The organism is Proteus vulgaris, from assembly GCF_033708015.1.
GTDB lineage: Bacteria > Pseudomonadota > Gammaproteobacteria > Enterobacterales > Enterobacteriaceae > Proteus.
In genome coordinates this window covers 2,738,307-2,757,953 of record NZ_CP137920.1, presented here as the reverse complement: position 1 = coordinate 2,757,953, position 19,647 = coordinate 2,738,307, and the positions used below count along the sequence as shown (strand labels likewise).

The window sequence follows — 19,647 nt, the reverse complement described above, 5'->3', positions numbered from 1 at the left end:
ATTTTTTTGTTTTATGTGTCTTAATCGCATTAATTGTAAGTGAAGACGCATAGGAAAAAAATGGGGCAAAATGTTAAAAAATGGCGTTTTCCCGAATACTCAAAATCACCATTTTATATGCAATTATTATTGTGTTTTTATCTTCTGTTTCTGTATAGAAGAAAGGGTTTAAAACAGCATGACAATTAAAACAAGACTCAGTAACAGAGGATAAATTCTCGCATGCCATTTGTCGGGAATACGAGATAAAAAGCGCTCAGAAATCTTCAAACCAATCCAAGTACTACAAATCAGAATAAATGCTGCTTTTAGCCAAATATAACCAATAAAACCAGATTCACTATTTAAAGGTGATGTGAAAGAAAGTGCGATATAAGTGAATGTCGCTGTAAGTGCTAAAGGTAAAGTTAATGCATTAGCCATTGCTGCCGATTGTGCCATTGGCGTTCCTCTACGGCGCAATAAAGGTACTGTCATTACACTTCCACCAACGCCTAAAAAAGCAGCAATAATTCCAATTACAGTACCATTGATGCTTTCTTTTGTGTTGGTCACTTTTTGGGGATTATGAGCGGGAGCCATAAAACCAGGGCGAAAATAGCAGTCTAAAATAGTGACGAAAAGATAACCAATAAAGATCCATTTTATCCACTCACCTTCAACCGTTAAAGCGAGAAGCGCACCTAAGATCCCGCCAAAAGCGATACCGACAAATAAAATGGACATGATGTTCCAATCAAGCCTTTTGGCTTTATGGTGTTTGATCGTTGTGACTGTTGCAGAAAACAACATAATTAATGCAGAGGTAGCAACCGCGATTTGCATAGCATGTTCAGCAGGTAAACTGTCTATTCCCCAGACTGTCAGAATAAGTGTATAGAGTAAGGGAACTGTGACAAAGCCACCACCAAAGCCAAATAACCATGTTGTGATGCCAGAAATTAAACCAAAAGAAATCAGCCAGAGTGTCATTTTAAATCTCCTGTTGAGTCAGGAGATTAACAATATAGAATAATGTGATGGCTTACCCACGCGATAATGACAAATTCATATGAATTTAGGACATTTTAAATATTATGCGTAATATCGATATCAACAGTGTGGATAATCTTCCTCGTGATATTTTAGCATTAGGCTCTGATTATCCTTATGACACATTACTTGAAGCTCACCATCATCGACGAGCACAATTTTTATATGCCCCTAATGGGGTAATGAAAGTTAAAACGGAGGATGGTCAATGGATTGTATTACCTTACAGTGGTGTGTGGATCCCAGCAGAAAAAGTACATCAAGTGCTAATGTTAGGAAGTTGTACTTATAGTCTCTATATTGAGCCTAACAAAATTCCTCGTTACTCAGAATATTGTGAGGTTTTACAAGTTTCCCCTTTGCTACATCAGTTATTACTTTCAGCTAATGAACTTCCTTTACTTTACGATTTAGGTGGGCGAGATAGCGCATTATTGACTTTGCTTTGTCATGAATTAGCCCAGGCCAAGCCATTACCTTATTTTACGCCATTACCACAACATGCTTTATTAGATGAATTGTGTACTGAATTTATGTCACAACCCAATATTCGTACGACACCAGAAATGTGGGCTGAAAAATTAAATAAGAGCTTACGTACTTTTACTCGTCTTTTTCATAAAGAAACAGGGCTTTCTTTTCGAGATTGGCGACAAAAAGCGTGTTTAATGTATGCGTTAACGGCTTTAAAAAAAGGTGATTCAGTGACTGAGATTGCTTTAGAACTGGGTTATGAAAATCCGAGCGCCTTTAGTGCAATGTTTAATAAAGAGATGGGATATTCACCGAAATATTTTTTAAAACAATTGAGAGTTTTAAGTTAAATCACATTGTTCAAAAAAGAAACAAAAAAATTCCTTCCAATATCAGTGCGTTAAAACTTGATTAATAGAGAGTGAGGGGGGTAAAATACAGGTCATCCATAAGTTATACAGTACCTACCTACGCATGTTCCCTTAGTTAAATGGATATAACGAGCCCCTCCTAAGGGCTAGTTACAGGTTCGATTCCTGTAGGGAACGCCAGTTACAAGTCCGCATTAGTTCGCCTTGGTTCGTAAAATCCCGCAAAAACCAATACACACAGCAATTTCCTTTCCGTTACAGTTCGCATTAGTTCGTTGACAACCGCCATCTTTATTGGGTAAATATTGGGTAAATTTTTTTACCCAGTGAGATTTTACCCAAAATGCTAACTGTAAAGCAGATATCATCATTTAAAGCAAAGGATAAACCGTATAGGGTTTCCGACGGTAACGGCCTTTATCTATTTATACCAGTAACAGGTGTCAAAGCTTGGCAGATGAGATATCAGTTTATGGGTAAAGAAAAGACATATTCTCTTGGTAAATTGTCAGAACTGTCTCTCCAAAAAGCAAGAGAAAAAGTATTTGAGTTAAAAAAAGAACTATCAAAAGGAATTGATATCAATCAAGCCAAAAAAGAAGAAAGTAATAAAGATTTGTTTGTTGATGTTTTTAATGAGTGGTTTGATTATAAAAAAGATACATGGTCAGAAAAATACAGAAAAGAACTTCAATCTATGTTTTCATCTGACATCTTACCAATTTTAGGCAATTACAAGATGGATGATATAGCACCAACATTGCTTCTAAAGGTAATAAGGAAGTTCGAAGAAAGGGGGGCGATGGAGAGAGCTAGTAAGGCTAGGCGTAGATGTGGCGAAGTGTTCAGATATGCAATTATTACAGGTAGAGCAAAGTACAACCCAGCACCTGATTTAGCTGATGCAGAAAAAGGATACAGAAAGAAACATTTCCCGTTCTTAACTAAAGAGCAGATCCCTGACTTTAATAAATCACTTCAATCTTTTACTGGTAGCATCATCAGCAAGCTAGCCACCGAATTCTTACAATATACAGCAGTAAGAACAAAGGAAATGAGAAACCTGTTATGGTCTGATATAGATTTTGATGGAAAAACTATAAACATTAGGCCGGAGGTTATGAAAAGCAGAAAGCCTCATATTGTTCCAATGTCAAAGCAGGTTGAGTCTCTTTTGCTAAAGATGAAATCAATGACTGGTGATATATCAGATTTTGTTTTTGCTGGAAGAAGTGATAAAAGAAAGCCGATCAGCGAGAACTCCGTGCTAATGGTTATCAAACAAATCGGCTATGATGGGTTGGCGAGTGGACACGGTTTCCGCCATCAGTTCAGTACAATATTGAATGAGCATGGTTTCAACCGTGATTTAATAGAAAGGCAGTTGGCGCACGTTGATAAAAGCACCATTCGAGGTGTTTATAATCATGCTGAGTATCTGGATAAGAGAAGGGAGATGATGCAGTGGTTTGCTGATTACATCGATGAGATATCACGATGACATCAACTTTCTTTTAAGCTCTAGCACATCTGAGTATAGCCACCTCGCTCTGCCGTGTATCAATGTTGATTGCGGTAGTTTTCCTTCTTTTATTCGATCGTAAACAAATGTTTTCTTAAACCCAGTGTCAGACATAATAAATTTTAAATCTACCCATGAGTCTGGCTGTAAACTATCCATCTTTCTCTTCCTTTTGTAATTTCCGCAGGTAATACGATGGGACCATCTTGTCCTGATAGTTCATGTTATTTAGAGGCTTAAACTTCGGTGTGTATTTATCGAGGATCTGAGTTGTAAGTTTGTCGCTGGGTATTCCGTGGCTTCTGAGTTCGATTAAGCATTCCTTTGCTATTTGCCTTCGTGCGTTTTCCATTGCCTGCTGATTCATAGTCTTTGCCTTTTATTACGCAAAGTGACCATATATGATTTACGACAGTTTTCTATTTCGACGGGATAAATATTCTTTCCTATCTTTATTTTGTGGCTAACGATTATTCCAGTTCGATTATATTTCTTTTTATGAGCTTCCAGTGCCTTATTAATAGCAATCCTTTCTGTGGGCGTGACTTCACCGCGAATTATTAATCTCATAATTCACCTATGCTATTTTCCATTCATTTAGTATTTTATTGCCGATATTAATTAACTCGTCTCTATCGACAGTATTAATTATCTTTCGTGGTTTGATGTATGGTCGCCATATTAAAAGCATTGATCCTTTATTATTTCCATTGACGGGCTTGTTTGTTCCTGCATTGATAAAAGATATTCTTCCTCCTGTAATTAGTCTCACTTCATCAACTGTTTCTAATGCAGAATTAAACCAACCGACAGAAGTATCAGCAGGAATTAACATCACGACAGGCTGCAATTGCTTTTTGCATTGTTCGTCGGCTTTATTAATCCAAGGCTGAATATCTGAATAGGGAGGATTAATCCAAATAGCACCGTAGCTTTCCCAGTCGCAATTTAACGAGTTGTCTTTTTCGGTGAGATAATGAGAGCAGAGTGCATTATTTTTATTAGCGGCGGCATCTAAATAGAAACCGAATTCAGCGTCCAGTGCTGTGAATAAAGGTAGGGGAGTTTGCCATCTATCACGCAATTCCTTTGGTGTGTGGCTACCTCCGTAGTCAGCTTTCATCCTTGTTATCACCTATATTAAAAGGCAATCCATCTGCTTCCATTGGCTTTATGTGAGTAAACGTACAGGGGATAATTACACCACCGAACTCCTGCGCAAACATTAACGCCTGCTTTGCCTGAAGAGAGACATATTGCTTAGGTAGAGCTATTTGATATGTAACACCATCAATTAAAACTAACGTCGTCATTGCTTGAACTTGTTTCATTAATTAACTCCCAATATTCACAAGTATTTTTCTTAATAATTCCACCTGCTTCCAAGTGACTAATTACACAACTAACCTGACTTTTAGAGTATTCAGGACTACATAAGTAATATAATTCATCTATGGTTAACTGATTATTTTTAAGTAGACTAATTATTTTATCTTTTAATTTGCTCATTTCTCATTACCTCACCACAAATAACTTCAACATTCCTCACTGACATTAAATATTCAGCACGTTTATTGCATCCCGATTGCGTGTATATATCTTCCGTTACAGGTACAGCAGAACCATGTATTAGCATGAGTAATACATATCCTATTATTTGCATGGTTATTTAATCTAAGTGGTAGAGTTGTGTTACTTTAAATGGTGAGCCATGGGATTGAAAATGAATATCTATATTTTCAGATGCAACTGCGTCAGTAGTGAATTGCATTTTCTCATCATGAAATACAGGGTACATCCAAGCGACAGGCTCTAATTTAGTTATTCTCTCCAGCTCATCACACAATGCAATAATAACTTTCTTTTCTGGTTCTTTATTATCTGCAATCATGCCTTTGGTATAATCGATTAATACTTGAAGTTCATTTTTATTCATCTTTTATTTTCACTCCCAATCTTCTTTAATTAATTGCTTACCTTTATCAGTTAATTCGAGATTTCGACCAGTATCAATTCCGTAACCTAAATTATCTAAAAATTCGCAAGCATCCTCACCGGCGGACATAAATAAATGATCGTTATTTGCATATTGCCGGAAAACTAAAATTAAATGCTTAATGGCTTCGTCACGTTCTTTTTCCAAACTCTCGCGTGATGCTTCCCACACCATCAACATGACAGGGATAATACCTTTCACCCAAGGATAATCACCTTTACTTATAAACTCTTCAAACTGCTGTCTTGATTTATCCATTATCATTAACCTGCTTTTTTAATTTATTTAATTCATACGAGTAACTATGAAGTAACATTCGGTTTGTTCTAATCGCGGCTTTGACGTTTTCTTCAGTGGTGTTTATTAATGATATTATTTCAGAGCCGTGAACTTCTTTCATTTTCGCTAGCAGACAATGAAACTCAGCTGCTAAATCTGGTATTGATTTATCCATCACTCCACCTTATCCCTCTGTCTTCACATACCAATCAACAAGATTATCAATTGCAGTATTGATATATTCTGATTGTTCGTCTTCGGTTAATTTATCCCATTCGTTCTCAGTAATGCCCAACCCACATTCAGAGTCAGAGCCAACCTTGTTTGTCCTTGCAACTAAAACCATCTGCTTACTCATTCATTCCACCTTATTTGCTGAAAACACTGGGTCAAACTCACGCTCAACTTCAAACGTGCCAAGATATTGGTCGTCAATCCATAACATGAATAACAACGGCCATTGATCCTCCCATCCATCACAGTCAGCGTGATAATATTCTGCACATGCTTCAATACATGAATCGAGGTCATCATCAGCACTGAAGTTATGATCATCTGGTAATTCATAGAGGTTTTCTTCACTAATTCCTGATGGGTCTTCGCCTTTACCGCCTGCTATATAAAACTGAACTATTGCCATTATTCATTCCTCTTTATTGCATCCCTGCGAGTTAAATTAAGCTGTCCGTAGCTTTTCGATTTCAGGGTAACGCGAGCGAATTAATTTAAAAGCCTCATCTAAACTAATTTCGCCTTCCACTCGCTTATCGAACCAAGCTTGAATATCTTCTGAGTTTCCGTCGCTATCTTTCAGGTCATCAAAGATATTTGTATCAGTTCCCCATTCTAGAGCACCAAACAGCCAATCTTTAGCTTCTTCTGGTTTACCCTTATCGATTAAATAAGATGCAGCTTGAATAGTTAAGGAGAGCCTGACCATGATGCATACATCGATATTTGCCATTGCTGCTCTACCTTGAAGTGCGTTAATTTCTTCTTTGAGTTTATCTGTCATATCTATCTCCTGTCGCATCCTTGCACTGAGTCCTAATTCCAATTAGAGATTTCTTCTTCGATTAAGTCATCTATTTCGTCATTAGTGGCTTCTTCGTTGAGAAACAAACGAGCTTCGGTAATATATTTTTCTCGGTTCTTGTCAAAGAACTTTGAAAATTCAGGCGACCATCCTTGCCAGCATCCACTGAAGTCAAACATTGCATTATTCTCGGCTATGTTTAGAATCATCATGTCAGCAGTAATCACGCCAGATTCACGACAAAATCCCTTTAAGTCGCGTTTTCTGAAATAAGGTGAAACCTTAGAATCACAAACACTCTTGAATCGTTGCTTCCATCTCTGAATGCAACGACCGTGTAAACTTTTCATGGTTATATCCTTTGGTTAAACGGGTAGGGTAGTTAGAAGGGTATTTGATCATCCCAATCTTGAGGGGGTTCGTTTTGTGGTGCTTGCGGTTGATGCGCTGATTGCTGTGTCTTCTGGCTTCCCGCCTGATTACCACCGTTACCGCCAAAATCTAATTGGTTAACGATAATTACTGGTGCTGATTTTTTCTCACCGTTCTGGCTTGTCCATTCTTCCATGACGAACTCACCAGTAACCGTAACCTTTGTTCCTTTGGTTAGGTGCGGAGGTAGCTTTTCAGCTTTAGGGCCGAACATCTTACAGATAACCCAAGATACTTTTTCGTGTTCTCCGTAACCTTGTTTCACTGGCAAACTAAAAGATGCAACCGCTTTACCATTTGGCGTCCATCGTTGTTCGCAATCTTTACCTAAGTTTCCACTTGCCGTTATTGTGTTAATTGCCATATACACTCCATTGATTGCCAAATTGAATGCCTAACTTGTTTAATCCCTGATCCATTGCTTCAATAAACTCAGGCACTAATTCGTTGAATTCTTTCATCATTTTTTCGTCACGCTCGACAGGGAAATATGCGATTTCTTTTCCTGCCGGCATTCGTGGGTCAAAATTTGCAAAATGCCAGATATCCTTACCTGTAACCCACATGGAATATTGAACTTGAGCCACATATTCCTTTTTCATTGCATCGATTCCGTTCAATGCTAAGTCAATAAATACGTCCGTGTTATTAGGGCATTTAAGCTCTAATCCAGAGCCATCACTGCAAATGCCGTCTGGTGAGCAAGCTATCCGTAGTTGCTCATCTTTAAATATTATTGGCACTTCCTTTGCCGTTAATCCGGTGTAAAACTCGAATGTCATCCTTGCTTCTAATTCGTAGTTTTTACCCCATTCCAGCGTCCTTGCTGATACCTCCTTGTAAACTCCCGTGCAGACTTCACCAATAAGGGTGTTTAAATATGTTTTCTTTGTGTCTGACCATTTAGTGCCTGATCTTGGCTTAGAGATAACTTTCCATGCCTCAGAGGCAGTTACTACGCCAAGCCTGATAGACATCCATTCTTCGCTTCCTTGCTCTACTTTGGTTAAATCGATGCCTGTTTTGCTTAGAATGATGTCATTACTAATCATTTTCCTTCTGCCTTTTTCCTTAGCATATCGATAATGGTATTGGCTTCAAATGCGGTTAATTGCTCTGGATGGGATATTTGATGGTTGAATTTTTTACTAATGAATGTGAAAAAAGCATCACTCCACTCGCCATTAACTTTAAGCATCAAGTCCGTGATAGCTTTTAGTTGATCCTCGCTTGCTGGCGTTATGTCCTTTGCTTTACTTTCAGGCGCATCAAAATAATTTCCTTCACCTGCCTCCGTATTCACATAATCAATGGCTTGATCTAACCTCTCACGACGAGGCCAGTATTTGCTAGCTCTTTTCACAATTGTTTTACGAGCCATCTCATCCCACCATGTTTTCCATGGGCCATTTCTTGACTTGCTCGTAGCCTCAACAGCCTTTATCTCATCCAATCGCATCTCTTCCGTGAGATAGTCGCCACTTGCTGTTTTTACTGTGCAATAACCACCAATAACACTACCTCTATCACTAAATGCGTTATATTTGTGGGTTGGCGGGGTGTCTAGACCATTAGATTCATAAACGTCATTCTCATGTACTAATTTACATTGACCCCATTCGATAGCTTGAGTGGCTTGAGCTAGGTGCATGAGACCCATATAGCTAATATCAAGACATACGAATCCATTACGAGGAACTAAGTACGCCAACTTACTTGCAGGGTTTAATGTAATTCCAATGGCAGCCACATTAATAATTGCATTCTGTGCACTTGCAGGATTTTCCATTGCCACTTTTGCTAGGCTGTCATTCCGTTGAAACGCTTGGATTGCGAACTGACTTTCCTTAGCCCATGTGATTGTTTGGTCTGTTAGTGCGTTACAAAACAATGGTTCTTGTTGCTGCACAAACTCAATAATTGACGTGCTCACAATATCTCCTTATCTATCCCGATCTGAATAGCTGTTCTAATTCCGTCCAAAACAGCATCCAGCGCTTGGGGGCTAATTTCAAATACTGGATTTAACTTCCTTGCTAAATCCATGCACAGTAGTTCTTCTGGTAGGCTATCCATAACCTCATCAACTGATATTTTCTCTTCCTGAGAATTAATAAACGCTTCTCGTTCCATTTGGCGTTCGTACCAGTCGTTTCTGAGTCCGTAGGTGTTGGTAATCACGCAACCCTCCTTAGCAAAGCCATCTTAGAAATAGGTGCGTCCTTGCTTGCTTCATTGACAATCCTGTCAAACTCTTCCTTGTCGAACTGCATAATCCATTGCAGGGCTTCCACTGGGTCAATTTCCGTTAATTTAGCCAGCTCAGCGAAACTTCCTGTCTCAATACTGAGTTTGCTACTTTCGTCAAATTCCATGACTGTTTTGCCGTCTGTGTTAACCCTCATTCCTTGAGCATTTTTGAAGGCTATTTGCATAAACCCTCCTGATAGCTTTCTTTGAGTAATTCCATTGCTAACCACCAGATATCCTCACATTTCTGGCGAATAGCTACCTGCGCCTGAGCTTGAGCCAGACGGAAAATATCTTGGTTAATTTTCATAATTTACCTTGCGATAATTAGACTTAATGAAATGACTGCGAATAGAAGCAGGGCGCTGAATATAGTGTCTATGTTCATGCGAAATTCTCACTATTGAGATAGCGATTGTTATTTAGTTTCTCTGGTGTTGGTGCGGTGGGTTACTGCTGACCGAGGGATTTTGCGATTGCTAAATTGGCTACTGATAATGGGTGCTCAGGGTCTTCATCTTTCTCGATACCGTAAAAGTCATCATGATATTTTAGTAACTTCTGCAAAGCCTCTAATAACTCTGGTGCTGTTGCAATTATATTGGCATCTTCTTCTTTAATTTCAGCAAGAAAGGATGCTACAACGTTATGATTATCATCAATCAAAAGAGAGTTTTTAATTACCCCACCCCTTAAATGCCAAGGCGCTGGACTATGCTTAAACTCCATACATCACCCCCTAGCCTTTAACATTGCATCTGCCATGACATAAGCTGTTTTAGCGATATGATTCTCTAGCTCAGCCATTGAAGTTAATACTGGTGTAGCCGCTGTTGTAATCATTGCATTCATAGCTTCGGCGGCTAGATAATCTCTAAAAGAAATATCAGCCAACATCAATTCTTTAACTTCTGTTTTGTCTGTCATACTCCCTCCGTTATTCCTCTGTTTCATCTGGCTTGACGGCTGTTTCGATATTTACCGGACCATACAATACGCCAACCAGACCAGCGCTTAATTCCCAATAGTCAGGAATGCTGTCATTGAAATATTCAGGTGTAATTAAGTGCTTTCCATCGTCACTCAACCAAGCAAAATCAATATCGTTTGTATTTCGATACCAGAGATATGTCTTTCCATGTTCCATATCTTCAAAATCAACTTCTGGAATGCGTTCCATCTCTATCTCCTATCTGTTAATCAACTCACCACAGCCCACCGAGATGAGCTGGGATTAGTTTACTTACTGATAGTTAAGGTGAAATTTATATTCTTGTAATTCCACTCTATTAATATGATTAATCTGGCTTTGTAATTCTTTAATTACATCCTCCTTGGCTCTATTGAATGTTTCACTCTCAATATCTACTGTCATATCATTAGGTCTTGGTACAAAATGTTTCTGAATTAACTTAAATGTATCGTACATATTTAATCTCCTATCTCGCCGTCACCCCGAACTCACTGCTCGGCTGTTTTGTTTTAACTCCTGAAAATACTGCTACATTAGGTAAGCAACAGTTATCTACCGATGGTTGGTATTTAGGTTCAATATTTCTAGTAACTGGTATGTGACTTAATGACAGTGTTTTTTCTACTGATGTAAGTCTTTTCTCCTGAGGAAATACTGATTCTAATTTCAATTCAATATTCTTTTTTGCAATAGCTTCTGCTTTCCGTCTGGCGTGACGTCTATTTGCAGATGCTCCGCGTAAAAACTCAGGCTTACGTGACTTTTTAACTGTAATAGTTGCCATATATCCTCCAAACAGTTGGCTTTGGTGAGCGCAAGGATCGAAACCCTATATTATTTCTGCTTATACATGGAATAATCCCCATGTCGGGGCGGGACTCTCTGGTGTGAGTGAACACCCTGCGCTCATCAAAACCTTCTGAGAAGGTTGACGCTTTATCAGCGTCACCGTTCTGATAGCTAATACACAGCTCGCCATCATCGTTGTTAAAGAACATCAACGCGCTGTGTTCCGTTGATGAGTTAAATGTATACGATAAGTAGACGCATGTAAATACTAAATGTAGACATTTGAGATAAATAAAAGTCAACTATCTGTATTTTCAGATAATTTATTTTCAAATAAATCTCAGATTGGAATGCAGATCACTTCTTTGGAGGGGAGAGGGCACAAAAAAGCCCTCGCGGAGAGGGCTGAAGTGGTTATTGATAAGTTAAGGTAAATCTCTCAGGGAGTATTTTGTTTTACCGTTGCCTACGGTAGTGCATAAAAATTTAGCTTGGACTGTCTTGCCAATCAGGGTATTGATCACCTCTGGTGATTTTATGTGGGAACTTATTGTCGCCACCTCCACGTCGGTCTCATCACTAATTAATTTAAATTCACACCGTCTTTTATTTGGTAACACTCCAGTAAACATAACAGCCAATGTTTTAATTTCTTCTTTTATGTTATCTACACTTAGCTTATAGCTAATAGTTTCTAGTTGCTGAGGATTTCTTACAACTAAAGAAAAATCATTGTTTTTTATAGTAAATATTGTTTTTTCTTTTACCAGTATATCAATAAATTCTCTTATTTTTTTTATAGCATTTTCATCAAGGTCTTCTAATTCAAAAGACAGGGTGTCATCATCACTATTTATTGCTGATTTTAATATTTTATATGTTTTTTCAAGTGAAGATGCTGTTATTGATTTTTCATCAAAATCTAAAACACCTCCACGAGAAGGTTCTTCTAGAATGAAACCAAAAGATCCCTTTGCTGTACCAGTAATGACCATGGGTTCTATTTTTTGAGCCCCTGTGATCGTTAACAATGATGTTGAGACATTAGTTATTGCTGAATTAAATGCCTTTAGTATTTTCGCTCCAAATACGGATGATATTCCTACAGTGCCAAAAACTGGATCTCCCTTAAAGGTTATAACTGCCTTGGCAGGTGAATGCTTGTTTATGTTGGAATTTTTTAATTCTTCATCAATTTTCGATAACCTATATTCCAGGCTCATTCTGCTGATGACATCAGTTTCATCCATTGATTCAAGCATGGATATTATTTGGCTACGTTCACTAAGAACATAGATGTATTCATCTTTATTCATCGAAGCCTCCTGATATCAAATTTTGTAGTAGAATATTTGCCTGTAGATCATCTTCTTCAGATAGCGGGATTTGCAAAAAACCTTTCCATGACATATCTCTTTTATGAGCCCACATACTGTACCAATATACAGTCATTTCTACCAGGGTTATTGGGTCACTGTTAAGAACCTGCCAGTAAGAATCAACAAGATATAGATCTTTCATTCTATTAGTGAATAACTCTAAATCCTTATTAATTAAGGAAGTTTGAGTTTCATTTTGTGGAACGAAAAAAAATGTTACTAAATCAATATCATTTGGCTTTCTTGATTCAGTTAATTCTACATTCTCAGTAAAACTGCCATCAACCCATTGAAAACCATTTGTTATGCCAATACTATACAATCGAGATCTAAACTTTAAAAATCCAGTTAAAATATTAGCTCTTTTTTTATTAAATGCATAACTAGTGACCAATTCTATAGATGTTGTTTTGTATGGAGAACGATTAAAATCTACAGAAGATGTTTCTCCTATAGGCGGTATAATTCCTAATTCATTCCATTCAGGTATAGTATTATTCATAGTGTTTTATATAAGAATACTCGTTTCCCATACCCTAAAACGTGTCGTCAGGCCATTGTGACTTGATTACCTTACCTATGATTGTGCAGTTCCCATTAATAGGGATCAGGTCGAAACGAGGGTTTAATGGCTCTAGATACTCAACTCCGCCTTCTCTAATTAAACGCTTGAATGTGAACTCATCATTTAGCAAACGGGCGACACAGAAATCTCCGAACTCAACCTCTTCTTCAGGATCAACCAGAATTAGCATACCTTCTGGAAAACTTGGCTTTCCTCCCGGTGGAGCTGTCATTGATTGACCTTCAACCTCTAACCAGAAAGAACGCTCACTGGCTTTCTTAGCTGTTGGTATCCACGACACAGCATCTTTCTGAGTGTATGAGTTAAATTCTGTTGAGAAAGCACCAGCTTGTACCTTCGTGAAGAGAGGGTATTCATATGTTGGCGGCTGATGGCTAATATCTTCTTTTTCGATACTAATCGAACCATCTGAATTAATAACTGCGTTATTTACACCAACAAATGCCAGTATTCCCGCTATATCATGCAGAGATGGTTCTCTCTTTCCTGTCATCCAATGGCCAACGGCACCCTTCGAAACCGAAAAGCGCTCAGCTAAATCATCATAAGTAATGCCTTTATCCTTCATTAAGGATTTGGCTAGTTCATACCATTTCATTTTCATACCAAGATTATACGTTATGTATACATATATGTAGACACACAAAATGTATACTTTGATGTTGAGTTATCGACTACTTTATGTATACTAACCTAATTATAATAAGGAGGTTCTAATGAACAATTTAAGTCGATACAGAAAAAAATTGGGAATCACCCAAAACGACTTAGCTAAAGAGCTTGGATGTACAAAAGGAAATGTCAGTCATTACGAAAATGGTAGACGTAAAGCTGACCTAGACGTTTGTAGAAAGCTCGTTGTTTTCTTTAATCAAAAAGGTGTGAAAGTCACTATTGATGATTTATTTCCACCCAAAGTAGCTTGATTTCACCACGTTCTTTAACAATCGCAGAGTTCTTGACTGCTACGGAGTCGCTGATAAAGCGACAGATTTACCCACCAAACAAACAATCCGCTCATATGGAATGAGCCACGGATCATTACTGCTGTTCCCAGTATGGGAAGTAATCTAAGAAGGAATTTAACAAATGGAACTATCAAACGAACGCAAATTTCGAGAAATCGAATCAAAAATCATGAAAGGGATACTTGTTACTGGCGCTAGAGAAGTAGCGAAAAGGACGGGTATTCACGAATCACAAATATCTCGCTGGCAATCTCAACAATCTAAAACGCAATTAAGCTTCATACAACGTTGTGCAAGGCTTTTAGTTGCTATTGGGTATGAGACACCAGATGACACAGTGATATTGCAAGGTGATGAGGCTAGGGCATTAATTCAGATGCTTGAACATGTCAAAGCACCAAAAAGAAAAACCTCAACCACTGCGAATGGTGAGGCTTCTCAACAAATAGACTTAACCATTTAACTTAACAAATACACTGTATCAATAACCAGTAATTACGACAAGAGAAATTTAGGTTTCTCTTGTCTTATACAGCTAATTAATGGAGTAATTATATATGAATTCTGTTTACTTAACAAATAGATATGGAGGTCGCTAGGTATGAGCGTTGGTCACTTAGGTGAAATGAAATTCAACCGTGAAGTATCCAAGACCGAATCTCTTCCAACTAACTTCAGGGTTGAGGGCTGGGTTTATATTCTGAGCAATGAGTATATGCCGGGCATATATAAAGTCGGAATGACAACTATCTCGCCAGAAAACAGAGCCAAAGAGCTATCCTCCGCAACTGGCGTTCCAGACAAATTTAAAGTTGAAGCATCTTTTTACTCTGAATTTCCTAGTAATGATGAGTCCACTGTTCATGACTATCTGGACAAATACAGAATAAATGAGTCTCGAGAGTTCTTTAAATGTGATTTAGAAGAAATTATTGAAACTTGTGAGGAAGTCTGCATTGCGAGAGTCGGGGATAAAGTTGAAGTGTTGGCTGACTCATACGACATCATATGCACTGAAAGTCTAGATAAATTACATCTTGGCGAGTTATTTGACTCTCTTAACGTTAGTGTTTTTGGTTGCAAAGTTGCCACAGCAGAAAGATTAATAAGACTTGCTGTTCACTTTTGCTCGAAGAGATTTAACACCTCTCATGCCCTCTACTTCAAAGAGGATACAGCTTATTTAATGCAAAGCTTAATAGGTCAAAACTTAGAGGAATGGAAGAAACATAACCCTGAATTAGCAAACAGATCGGAGGTGCCTTTCTAATGGCTAGAGCAAGAAATATTAAACCAGGCTTTTTTACTAATGATGACCTTGCTGAATGTGATCCATTTGCACGAATCCTATTCGTTGGTTTATGGACCATTGCAGATAGAGAAGGTCGCTTAGAAGATAAGCCACGTAAAATTAAAGCAATGGTTTTGCCATACGATGACGTTGATTGTGAAAAATTACTCGCACAACTACACAGTAAAAACTTTATTACCAGATATGCAGTAGATGGAAATGAGTTTATTCAGATTAACAACTGGAAGAAACATCAGAACCCTCACGTAAAAGAAGCGGCTAGTGAAATACCAGAACAAGTAATGCAACCTACTGAAAACAAAGGAGCACCAGAAGAGCACCATACAAGCACAGTACAAGAACCAGAAGAGCACACAACAAATCCTGCTGATTCCCTTAACCTGATTCCTGATTCCCTTAACCTGATTCCTAATAACACCCAAGCCGAAAACACGGCTTGTCCTAGTGAGCCAGAAAATCAATCTGCAAGTATTCACCAAATGTCGAGCAAGTATGCATTCGAGGGAGAAGTGATCCGCTTAAACCACAAAGACTTTGCTGAATGGCAATCGCTGTATTCAAACATCGACTTGGTGCATGAGCTAAAACGACTGGATATCGAGTTCAGAGCCGCTAAGCCTAAAAACTGGTTTATCACTGCAAGCCAGAAGTTAAATTACCAAAACAAGAACTCAGGTAATTCATGGAAAGCCACGCCACCTAAGCGAGCTGTAAACGAGAATTTTGCATCCAAGGACTACGGTAAAACGGATGCGCCAACATGGATGAATTAAATCATGAACCTATCAGACAAAATCGAGCAAATCGAAAGGCAACTTGAAAACCTAAGTAAACCGCCAGCAGAAATACCGAACACCGAAGTAACGATTGTTGAATTAACCTGCTCTAAGCATGGCGCATATCAAGCCAGAACTCGCTCAAGTAAAACCGCGATATCAATTCCATCACGACCAACACCTTGCCCACACTGTCTCGTGGAGGAGCTGGAAGCCTTGAAGATCGAACAGCGTGATTATGACATGCGTTTCAAGAAGAAACTTACAGAGAAACTCCTTGATGAACTTCATGTACCAGAGCGCTTTAAATCTTGCACATTGGATAACTACGAGGCTGTGAACAAGGACGCTCAATACAATCTCAATGTCTGCAAAGCCTATGTTAAAAAATGGGAAGATCGCCTAAAAAATGGCGGTGGTTTAGTGATGTGCGGAAAGCCTGGTACTGGTAAAAATCATCTGGCATTAGCTATTGCGAAAAGTGTCGTTGAGGATTATCAAAATTCTGCGCTATTCACGACGGCCTTACGAATTGCAAGAAAGTTTAAATCTACTTGGAGTAAGGACTCTACCGAAACAGAGTTTGAAGTTATTCGGATTTACACAAAACCAGATTTGTTAATCATTGATGAAGTTGGTGTGCAGTTTGGCACTGAGGCGGAAAAGTTGATCCTATTTGAAATCATCAACACTCGTTACGAGAAGATGAAACCAACAATCCTAATCAGCAACCAAACTAGAGAGGAGTTAGGCGCATTCATTGGAGAGCGAGTTATTGACAGGATGAATGACGGCGGTGGTTGCACGCTGGCTTTTACATGGGATAGCTACCGAACCAGAAAACAAGTCGCTTAACACGCAAGAGGATTTTTAAATGAAAGCAACAACGTTAATAGAGAGAGGCATCTAATGCAGGGAATTAATTGGGTTAAGGTGAGCGAGAGATTGCCTGATGACCGCACTCAAGTAATTCTTTGGGACGCCGACCTTGAAGAAGTTAACAGTGGTCACTACAGCCACAAAACAGGGTTATTTTATAGCTGTGGTCGCACTATCGAAAATGAAATTACACATTGGTGTATTCCGCCACTCCCACCAATGCCAGAGGGTGAATGATGAAGTATTACAAACAACATCCAGTAACGTTCAAGCATTTTCTTCACAGGCCAACATGGGCGGCAACAGCGGGATATGATTTTAATTTCATTGACTGTATGGCGTATGTTGCAGATTCATATAGTGAATATATGAAAACTCGTGATTGGTTGTTTTGGCTAGATAGTGAGATTAGAGAGTTACCTATGACTCTATTGACGTTGTTTTTCATGCTATCAATTGCGCTATCAACGCCATTTCTTTACCCATTCTACAGCATAGTAACGTACATAAATTGCAAGCGAAGCAAAAAAGATGAAATAACAGAAATTGTTGATACAAACATTTCAGTTTGGCTGCGTGATTTTGATAGGCGAGGATAGTTATGGACGAACTCAAGAAATGCCCTGAATGTGAATCAACAAAAGTTGGTGTCGCCAAAAAACTGAAATACCCAATGTGGTTTGTAATTTGTCATTGTTGTGAATATCGAGACATGGCGCAACCATCAGAGCAGGAAGCCATAGCAGCATGGAACAGGAGAGCTAACAGTGAGTGATATAGGAGGTTAACTTGGAAGCAGATTTTCTCTTCCACGAATCAACCAAAAATACCGCATGGCAACACCTCAAAGAAGTTCTAGCAACAAACCAACCACACCGAATCATTATCAAGCCTTGGAAAAACAAGCGTTCACTATCTCAGAATTCCACTTTTCATTTGTGGTGCTCAGAGATAAGTAAATACCTATGTAAGAACAACGCCAATTACACACCAGAAACCGTTAAGGAAATGCTTAAGCATACATTCCTAGGTTATGAGGTTGTCGATATGGTTGACGTTACTACACAGCTTACAGAGCGCGTAAGGACACTTCGGAAAACATCAAAACTTGATACGGGTGAAATGTTCCACTTCATGGAGCAGGTTGAGCGCTGGTCGGTAGGTATAAATTGTTTCGTGACGATACCTGATAACAGTGAGTATATGAAATTGAAAAGGAAGCAAGAAGAATGACAGACAACGTAAATAACCCACCACACTATGCATCAGGTGATATTGAGTGCATAGATGCCATAAAAGCCAGTATGACCAAAGAGGCGTTTCTAGGCTATCTAAAAGGTAATATTCAAAAATATGTCTGGCGATACGAAAAGAAAATTAACCCAGTCGAAGATTTGAAAAAGGCTCGTTGGTATATGGAACGGATGGTTAGTGAGATGGAGGGCGGAAGCAATGGCTAAGAGAAATAACGCATTAGAGAACATGAAAAAGTGGATGGAGGTTATCCCTCAATGTTTACAGCCACAAAATAAGCAATCTGAAAACGAGGTAAAGGCGAAACAAAGTGATAAGCCGTTACCATCCGGACAAAGACGAGTGCTGTCATTTATTAAAAATTTCATCTCTGAAAATAAATATCCTCCAACGAGAGGGGAAATAGCCGAGCACTTTAAGTGGAAGTCGGCTAATGCAGCTCAAACCCATATTGAAGCGTTGACTAAGAAGGGGTTTTTAATCGCTAAAGTTGGGATTAGCAGAGGGCTTGTTGTTACTGGAAAAGACTCTTGTGTTTATTGCCGGTCATGCAATAGACAGCTAACAGATGATGAAATTTACGTTTGCGACGAGTGCGTAAATGAATATCCACATCTTGAGATTATGGAAATAGTGAAAGGAGAGGGAGATGCAGAAGCTAAGGCGACGGCGCTGTAAAATATGCCGAGAATGGTTTATTCCAAAGCAGAGCTTTCAAAATTGGTGTAGCCCGGAACATGGATTTGAATTATCCGAGCAACGAAGGAATAAAGATAGAGAAAAAGCATTAGCAAAACTTAAAAAGGAGAACCAGGAAAAAGAACGAGAAGCAAAAGACAAACTCAAAGCCCGCAAGTTAGAAGTAAAACCCCTCTCATATTTCAGACAACAAGCCCAAGCAGCATTTAATCAATTCATCCGACTTCGAGACCGTAATGAGCCATGCATTAGCTGTGGTGAAACCAACCCCCCCTGATCTCCATGGTGGTCAATGGGACTGCGGTCATTTTTTGTCTGTTGGTGCTCACCCTGAACTCCGATTTGAGGAGAAAAACGCATACAAACAATGCAAATCATGTAATGCAGGAGCCGGTAAATTCTCGCATAAAAATGCCACCGTCACTCAGAAATACGAGCTGCGGCTGGTTGAAAGGTTTGGGTTGGAGTTAGTTGACTGGTTACGTGGTCCGCATGAGATACCGCACTGGAAACGAGAGGATTACATCCGAATCCGCGATAAGTACAGAGCCAAAGTGAAGGAACTGAAGAAAAAAGGAGACCTAAATGTGTAAGTGCAAGGTTGCCGGATGTGATCGCCAAGCCATGTATAAATCGCAGA

At 38.8% G+C, this 19,647-nt stretch carries 39 protein-coding genes, 1 tRNA gene and 1 pseudogene; 15 read left to right on the top strand and 26 right to left on the bottom strand.

Going from position 1 to position 19,647, the window contains the following annotated elements:
• Positions 1–168: 168 nt before the first annotated feature.
• Positions 169–972, bottom strand: a complete 804-nt coding sequence (locus tag SB028_RS13290; protein WP_069367886.1) for a sulfite exporter TauE/SafE family protein — start codon at positions 970–972, stop codon at positions 169–171.
• 104 nt (positions 973–1,076) lie between these two features.
• Between SB028_RS13290 and SB028_RS13285 the strand changes: the two genes are divergently transcribed.
• From SB028_RS13285 to SB028_RS13275, 3 genes are all read left to right on the top strand, one after another.
• Complete coding sequence (locus tag SB028_RS13285; protein ID WP_069367887.1) at positions 1,077–1,856, top strand: AraC family transcriptional regulator; 780 nt, start codon at positions 1,077–1,079, stop codon at positions 1,854–1,856.
• A gap of 126 nt (positions 1,857–1,982) precedes the next feature.
• Positions 1,983–2,057: transfer RNA gene (locus SB028_RS13280), tRNA-Arg, on the top strand.
• 163 nt (positions 2,058–2,220) lie between these two features.
• A complete protein-coding gene (locus SB028_RS13275; RefSeq protein ID WP_318859582.1) occupies positions 2,221–3,378 on the top strand; it encodes a tyrosine-type recombinase/integrase in 1,158 nt (385 codons plus the stop codon).
• Here SB028_RS13275 and SB028_RS13270 read toward each other — a convergent pair.
• The 25 genes from SB028_RS13270 to SB028_RS13150 form a co-directional block, all read right to left on the bottom strand.
• Positions 3,370–3,558 (bottom strand): excisionase, encoded by a 189-nt coding sequence (locus SB028_RS13270; RefSeq protein ID WP_318859580.1) that lies wholly within the window; start codon positions 3,556–3,558, stop codon positions 3,370–3,372. The two genes, SB028_RS13275 and SB028_RS13270, sit on opposite strands and share 9 nt — an antisense overlap.
• A 204-nt stretch (positions 3,559–3,762) precedes the next feature.
• Entirely contained in the window at positions 3,763–3,969 is a 207-nt protein-coding gene (locus SB028_RS13265) for a DUF4060 family protein (protein ID WP_318859579.1), read from the bottom strand.
• 7 nt (positions 3,970–3,976) lie between these two features.
• Positions 3,977–4,522 (bottom strand): phage N-6-adenine-methyltransferase, encoded by a 546-nt coding sequence (locus SB028_RS13260; RefSeq protein ID WP_069367892.1) that lies wholly within the window; start codon positions 4,520–4,522, stop codon positions 3,977–3,979.
• On the bottom strand, positions 4,512–4,730 hold the full coding sequence (locus SB028_RS13255) for a hypothetical protein (RefSeq protein WP_069367893.1): 219 nt from the start codon (positions 4,728–4,730) through the stop codon (positions 4,512–4,514). The genes SB028_RS13260 and SB028_RS13255 overlap by 11 nt, the downstream gene beginning before the upstream one ends.
• Before the next feature lie 338 nt (positions 4,731–5,068).
• Positions 5,069–5,335, bottom strand: a complete 267-nt coding sequence (locus SB028_RS13250; protein ID WP_318859577.1) for a hypothetical protein — start codon at positions 5,333–5,335, stop codon at positions 5,069–5,071.
• 9 nt (positions 5,336–5,344) lie between these two features.
• Positions 5,345–5,653 carry a hypothetical protein gene (locus SB028_RS13245; RefSeq protein ID WP_318859576.1) on the bottom strand — a complete coding sequence of 103 codons (309 nt, stop codon included), beginning with the start codon at positions 5,651–5,653 and terminating at the stop codon, positions 5,345–5,347.
• Positions 5,646–5,849 carry a hypothetical protein gene (locus SB028_RS13240; protein WP_318859575.1) on the bottom strand — a complete coding sequence of 68 codons (204 nt, stop codon included), beginning with the start codon at positions 5,847–5,849 and terminating at the stop codon, positions 5,646–5,648. Before SB028_RS13240 ends, SB028_RS13245 begins: the two co-directional genes overlap by 8 nt.
• 9 nt (positions 5,850–5,858) lie before the next feature.
• Positions 5,859–6,032 carry a hypothetical protein gene (locus SB028_RS13235; protein WP_318859574.1) on the bottom strand — a complete coding sequence of 58 codons (174 nt, stop codon included), beginning with the start codon at positions 6,030–6,032 and terminating at the stop codon, positions 5,859–5,861.
• Positions 6,033–6,314, bottom strand: coding sequence for a hypothetical protein (locus SB028_RS13230; protein ID WP_318859573.1), 282 nt, complete (start codon positions 6,312–6,314; stop codon positions 6,033–6,035).
• A gap of 36 nt (positions 6,315–6,350) precedes the next feature.
• Positions 6,351–6,689, bottom strand: a complete 339-nt coding sequence (locus SB028_RS13225) for a hypothetical protein (RefSeq protein WP_318859571.1) — start codon at positions 6,687–6,689, stop codon at positions 6,351–6,353.
• Positions 6,690–6,721: 32 nt separating this feature from the next.
• The gene (locus tag SB028_RS13220) at positions 6,722–7,060 is read right to left on the bottom strand and encodes a hypothetical protein (protein ID WP_318859570.1); all 339 of its coding nucleotides are present in this window, start codon (positions 7,058–7,060) and stop codon (positions 6,722–6,724) included.
• 32 nt (positions 7,061–7,092) lie between these two features.
• Positions 7,093–7,506: a single-stranded DNA-binding protein gene (locus SB028_RS13215; RefSeq protein WP_318859569.1), complete on the bottom strand. Its 414-nt coding sequence runs from the start codon at positions 7,504–7,506 to the stop codon at positions 7,093–7,095.
• Positions 7,496–8,194, bottom strand: coding sequence for a lambda exonuclease family protein (locus SB028_RS13210; protein WP_413242926.1), 699 nt, complete (start codon positions 8,192–8,194; stop codon positions 7,496–7,498). Before SB028_RS13210 ends, SB028_RS13215 begins: the two co-directional genes overlap by 11 nt.
• Complete coding sequence (locus tag SB028_RS13205; RefSeq protein ID WP_286419649.1) at positions 8,191–9,075, bottom strand: RecT family recombinase; 885 nt, start codon at positions 9,073–9,075, stop codon at positions 8,191–8,193. The genes SB028_RS13210 and SB028_RS13205 overlap by 4 nt, the downstream gene beginning before the upstream one ends.
• A complete protein-coding gene (locus tag SB028_RS13200) occupies positions 9,072–9,323 on the bottom strand; it encodes a hypothetical protein (protein WP_318859568.1) in 252 nt (83 codons plus the stop codon). The genes SB028_RS13205 and SB028_RS13200 overlap by 4 nt, the downstream gene beginning before the upstream one ends.
• Positions 9,320–9,577, bottom strand: coding sequence for a hypothetical protein (locus tag SB028_RS13195; RefSeq protein ID WP_318859567.1), 258 nt, complete (start codon positions 9,575–9,577; stop codon positions 9,320–9,322). The genes SB028_RS13200 and SB028_RS13195 overlap by 4 nt, the downstream gene beginning before the upstream one ends.
• Positions 9,568–9,702 carry a hypothetical protein gene (locus SB028_RS13190; RefSeq protein ID WP_255310961.1) on the bottom strand — a complete coding sequence of 45 codons (135 nt, stop codon included), beginning with the start codon at positions 9,700–9,702 and terminating at the stop codon, positions 9,568–9,570. The genes SB028_RS13195 and SB028_RS13190 overlap by 10 nt, the downstream gene beginning before the upstream one ends.
• A 140-nt stretch (positions 9,703–9,842) precedes the next feature.
• Positions 9,843–10,121, bottom strand: a complete 279-nt coding sequence (locus tag SB028_RS13185; RefSeq protein WP_318859566.1) for a hypothetical protein — start codon at positions 10,119–10,121, stop codon at positions 9,843–9,845.
• Between the two features lie 3 nt (positions 10,122–10,124).
• Positions 10,125–10,319, bottom strand: coding sequence for a hypothetical protein (locus SB028_RS13180; RefSeq protein ID WP_318859565.1), 195 nt, complete (start codon positions 10,317–10,319; stop codon positions 10,125–10,127).
• 10 nt (positions 10,320–10,329) lie between these two features.
• On the bottom strand, positions 10,330–10,572 hold the full coding sequence (locus SB028_RS13175) for a hypothetical protein (protein ID WP_069367904.1): 243 nt from the start codon (positions 10,570–10,572) through the stop codon (positions 10,330–10,332).
• A gap of 63 nt (positions 10,573–10,635) precedes the next feature.
• Positions 10,636–10,821 carry a hypothetical protein gene (locus tag SB028_RS13170; protein WP_318859564.1) on the bottom strand — a complete coding sequence of 62 codons (186 nt, stop codon included), beginning with the start codon at positions 10,819–10,821 and terminating at the stop codon, positions 10,636–10,638.
• Between the two features lie 10 nt (positions 10,822–10,831).
• Positions 10,832–11,149 (bottom strand): hypothetical protein, encoded by a 318-nt coding sequence (locus tag SB028_RS13165; RefSeq protein ID WP_049199136.1) that lies wholly within the window; start codon positions 11,147–11,149, stop codon positions 10,832–10,834.
• Positions 11,150–11,579: 430 nt separating this feature from the next.
• Positions 11,580–12,470, bottom strand: coding sequence for a hypothetical protein (locus tag SB028_RS13160; protein ID WP_318859563.1), 891 nt, complete (start codon positions 12,468–12,470; stop codon positions 11,580–11,582).
• Positions 12,463–13,035: a DUF6932 family protein gene (locus tag SB028_RS13155; protein ID WP_318859562.1), complete on the bottom strand. Its 573-nt coding sequence runs from the start codon at positions 13,033–13,035 to the stop codon at positions 12,463–12,465. Before SB028_RS13155 ends, SB028_RS13160 begins: the two co-directional genes overlap by 8 nt.
• 34 nt (positions 13,036–13,069) lie before the next feature.
• Positions 13,070–13,717, bottom strand: coding sequence for a LexA family transcriptional regulator (locus SB028_RS13150; RefSeq protein ID WP_318859561.1), 648 nt, complete (start codon positions 13,715–13,717; stop codon positions 13,070–13,072).
• 118 nt (positions 13,718–13,835) lie between these two features.
• Here SB028_RS13150 and SB028_RS13145 point away from each other — a divergent pair, with 118 nt between their 5' ends.
• From SB028_RS13145 to SB028_RS13090, 12 genes and pseudogenes are all read left to right on the top strand, one after another.
• Entirely contained in the window at positions 13,836–14,045 is a 210-nt protein-coding gene (locus SB028_RS13145) for a helix-turn-helix transcriptional regulator (protein WP_049257589.1), read from the top strand.
• 163 nt (positions 14,046–14,208) lie between these two features.
• Positions 14,209–14,550 carry a lambda phage CII family protein gene (locus SB028_RS13140; protein ID WP_260282495.1) on the top strand — a complete coding sequence of 114 codons (342 nt, stop codon included), beginning with the start codon at positions 14,209–14,211 and terminating at the stop codon, positions 14,548–14,550.
• 138 nt (positions 14,551–14,688) lie between these two features.
• Positions 14,689–15,357, top strand: a complete 669-nt coding sequence (locus tag SB028_RS13135) for a GIY-YIG nuclease family protein (protein ID WP_318859560.1) — start codon at positions 14,689–14,691, stop codon at positions 15,355–15,357.
• A complete protein-coding gene (locus tag SB028_RS13130) occupies positions 15,357–16,172 on the top strand; it encodes a hypothetical protein (RefSeq protein ID WP_318859559.1) in 816 nt (271 codons plus the stop codon). Before SB028_RS13135 ends, SB028_RS13130 begins: the two co-directional genes overlap by 1 nt.
• Positions 16,173–16,175: 3 nt before the next feature.
• Positions 16,176–17,030, top strand: a complete 855-nt coding sequence (locus SB028_RS13125; RefSeq protein ID WP_318859557.1) for an ATP-binding protein — start codon at positions 16,176–16,178, stop codon at positions 17,028–17,030.
• Positions 17,031–17,084: 54 nt separating this feature from the next.
• The gene (locus SB028_RS13120) at positions 17,085–17,291 is read left to right on the top strand and encodes a DUF551 domain-containing protein (protein ID WP_318859556.1); all 207 of its coding nucleotides are present in this window, start codon (positions 17,085–17,087) and stop codon (positions 17,289–17,291) included.
• Positions 17,288–17,653: a hypothetical protein gene (locus SB028_RS13115; RefSeq protein ID WP_318859555.1), complete on the top strand. Its 366-nt coding sequence runs from the start codon at positions 17,288–17,290 to the stop codon at positions 17,651–17,653. The genes SB028_RS13120 and SB028_RS13115 overlap by 4 nt, the downstream gene beginning before the upstream one ends.
• Positions 17,654–17,655: 2 nt before the next feature.
• Complete coding sequence (locus SB028_RS13110) at positions 17,656–17,829, top strand: Lar family restriction alleviation protein (protein ID WP_318859554.1); 174 nt, start codon at positions 17,656–17,658, stop codon at positions 17,827–17,829.
• 14 nt (positions 17,830–17,843) lie between these two features.
• On the top strand, positions 17,844–18,287 hold the full coding sequence (locus tag SB028_RS13105) for a YbcN family protein (RefSeq protein ID WP_318859553.1): 444 nt from the start codon (positions 17,844–17,846) through the stop codon (positions 18,285–18,287).
• Entirely contained in the window at positions 18,284–18,514 is a 231-nt protein-coding gene (locus SB028_RS13100; protein ID WP_318859551.1) for a DUF3310 domain-containing protein, read from the top strand. The genes SB028_RS13105 and SB028_RS13100 overlap by 4 nt, the downstream gene beginning before the upstream one ends.
• Entirely contained in the window at positions 18,507–18,986 is a 480-nt protein-coding gene (locus SB028_RS13095) for a hypothetical protein (RefSeq protein WP_318859550.1), read from the top strand. The genes SB028_RS13100 and SB028_RS13095 overlap by 8 nt, the downstream gene beginning before the upstream one ends.
• A pseudogene (locus SB028_RS13090) lies at positions 18,958–19,600 on the top strand (recombination protein NinG). The gene SB028_RS13095 and the pseudogene SB028_RS13090 overlap by 29 nt, the downstream one beginning before the upstream one ends.
• Positions 19,601–19,647 lie beyond the last annotated feature (47 nt).

What these genes read in the sequence shown, in the direction of transcription:
- SB028_RS13290 (WP_069367886.1), bottom strand. Translation starts at nt 972, where the DNA reads ATGACACTCTGGCTGATTTCTTTTGGTTTAATTTCTGGCATCACAACA.
- SB028_RS13285 (WP_069367887.1), top strand. Translation starts at nt 1,077, where the DNA reads ATGCGTAATATCGATATCAACAGTGTGGATAATCTTCCTCGTGATATT.
- SB028_RS13275 (WP_318859582.1), top strand. Translation starts at nt 2,221, where the DNA reads ATGCTAACTGTAAAGCAGATATCATCATTTAAAGCAAAGGATAAACCG.
- SB028_RS13270 (WP_318859580.1), bottom strand. Translation starts at nt 3,558, where the DNA reads ATGGATAGTTTACAGCCAGACTCATGGGTAGATTTAAAATTTATTATG.
- SB028_RS13265 (WP_318859579.1), bottom strand. Translation starts at nt 3,969, where the DNA reads ATGAGATTAATAATTCGCGGTGAAGTCACGCCCACAGAAAGGATTGCT.
- SB028_RS13260 (WP_069367892.1), bottom strand. Translation starts at nt 4,522, where the DNA reads ATGAAAGCTGACTACGGAGGTAGCCACACACCAAAGGAATTGCGTGAT.
- SB028_RS13255 (WP_069367893.1), bottom strand. Translation starts at nt 4,730, where the DNA reads ATGAAACAAGTTCAAGCAATGACGACGTTAGTTTTAATTGATGGTGTT.
- SB028_RS13250 (WP_318859577.1), bottom strand. Translation starts at nt 5,335, where the DNA reads ATGAATAAAAATGAACTTCAAGTATTAATCGATTATACCAAAGGCATG.
- SB028_RS13245 (WP_318859576.1), bottom strand. Translation starts at nt 5,653, where the DNA reads ATGGATAAATCAAGACAGCAGTTTGAAGAGTTTATAAGTAAAGGTGAT.
- SB028_RS13240 (WP_318859575.1), bottom strand. Translation starts at nt 5,849, where the DNA reads ATGGATAAATCAATACCAGATTTAGCAGCTGAGTTTCATTGTCTGCTA.
- SB028_RS13235 (WP_318859574.1), bottom strand. Translation starts at nt 6,032, where the DNA reads ATGAGTAAGCAGATGGTTTTAGTTGCAAGGACAAACAAGGTTGGCTCT.
- SB028_RS13230 (WP_318859573.1), bottom strand. Translation starts at nt 6,314, where the DNA reads ATGGCAATAGTTCAGTTTTATATAGCAGGCGGTAAAGGCGAAGACCCA.
- SB028_RS13225 (WP_318859571.1), bottom strand. Translation starts at nt 6,689, where the DNA reads ATGACAGATAAACTCAAAGAAGAAATTAACGCACTTCAAGGTAGAGCA.
- SB028_RS13220 (WP_318859570.1), bottom strand. Translation starts at nt 7,060, where the DNA reads ATGAAAAGTTTACACGGTCGTTGCATTCAGAGATGGAAGCAACGATTC.
- SB028_RS13215 (WP_318859569.1), bottom strand. Translation starts at nt 7,506, where the DNA reads ATGGCAATTAACACAATAACGGCAAGTGGAAACTTAGGTAAAGATTGC.
- SB028_RS13210 (WP_413242926.1), bottom strand. Translation starts at nt 8,194, where the DNA reads ATGATTAGTAATGACATCATTCTAAGCAAAACAGGCATCGATTTAACC.
- SB028_RS13195 (WP_318859567.1), bottom strand. Translation starts at nt 9,577, where the DNA reads ATGCAAATAGCCTTCAAAAATGCTCAAGGAATGAGGGTTAACACAGAC.
- SB028_RS13190 (WP_255310961.1), bottom strand. Translation starts at nt 9,702, where the DNA reads ATGAAAATTAACCAAGATATTTTCCGTCTGGCTCAAGCTCAGGCGCAG.
- SB028_RS13185 (WP_318859566.1), bottom strand. Translation starts at nt 10,121, where the DNA reads ATGGAGTTTAAGCATAGTCCAGCGCCTTGGCATTTAAGGGGTGGGGTA.
- SB028_RS13180 (WP_318859565.1), bottom strand. Translation starts at nt 10,319, where the DNA reads ATGACAGACAAAACAGAAGTTAAAGAATTGATGTTGGCTGATATTTCT.
- SB028_RS13175 (WP_069367904.1), bottom strand. Translation starts at nt 10,572, where the DNA reads ATGGAACGCATTCCAGAAGTTGATTTTGAAGATATGGAACATGGAAAG.
- SB028_RS13170 (WP_318859564.1), bottom strand. Translation starts at nt 10,821, where the DNA reads ATGTACGATACATTTAAGTTAATTCAGAAACATTTTGTACCAAGACCT.
- SB028_RS13165 (WP_049199136.1), bottom strand. Translation starts at nt 11,149, where the DNA reads ATGGCAACTATTACAGTTAAAAAGTCACGTAAGCCTGAGTTTTTACGC.
- SB028_RS13160 (WP_318859563.1), bottom strand. Translation starts at nt 12,470, where the DNA reads ATGAATAAAGATGAATACATCTATGTTCTTAGTGAACGTAGCCAAATA.
- SB028_RS13155 (WP_318859562.1), bottom strand. Translation starts at nt 13,035, where the DNA reads ATGAATAATACTATACCTGAATGGAATGAATTAGGAATTATACCGCCT.
- SB028_RS13150 (WP_318859561.1), bottom strand. Translation starts at nt 13,717, where the DNA reads ATGAAATGGTATGAACTAGCCAAATCCTTAATGAAGGATAAAGGCATT.
- SB028_RS13145 (WP_049257589.1), top strand. Translation starts at nt 13,836, where the DNA reads ATGAACAATTTAAGTCGATACAGAAAAAAATTGGGAATCACCCAAAAC.
- SB028_RS13140 (WP_260282495.1), top strand. Translation starts at nt 14,209, where the DNA reads ATGGAACTATCAAACGAACGCAAATTTCGAGAAATCGAATCAAAAATC.
- SB028_RS13135 (WP_318859560.1), top strand. Translation starts at nt 14,689, where the DNA reads ATGAGCGTTGGTCACTTAGGTGAAATGAAATTCAACCGTGAAGTATCC.
- SB028_RS13130 (WP_318859559.1), top strand. Translation starts at nt 15,357, where the DNA reads ATGGCTAGAGCAAGAAATATTAAACCAGGCTTTTTTACTAATGATGAC.
- SB028_RS13125 (WP_318859557.1), top strand. Translation starts at nt 16,176, where the DNA reads ATGAACCTATCAGACAAAATCGAGCAAATCGAAAGGCAACTTGAAAAC.
- SB028_RS13120 (WP_318859556.1), top strand. Translation starts at nt 17,085, where the DNA reads ATGCAGGGAATTAATTGGGTTAAGGTGAGCGAGAGATTGCCTGATGAC.
- SB028_RS13115 (WP_318859555.1), top strand. Translation starts at nt 17,288, where the DNA reads ATGATGAAGTATTACAAACAACATCCAGTAACGTTCAAGCATTTTCTT.
- SB028_RS13110 (WP_318859554.1), top strand. Translation starts at nt 17,656, where the DNA reads ATGGACGAACTCAAGAAATGCCCTGAATGTGAATCAACAAAAGTTGGT.
- SB028_RS13100 (WP_318859551.1), top strand. Translation starts at nt 18,284, where the DNA reads ATGACAGACAACGTAAATAACCCACCACACTATGCATCAGGTGATATT.
- SB028_RS13095 (WP_318859550.1), top strand. Translation starts at nt 18,507, where the DNA reads ATGGCTAAGAGAAATAACGCATTAGAGAACATGAAAAAGTGGATGGAG.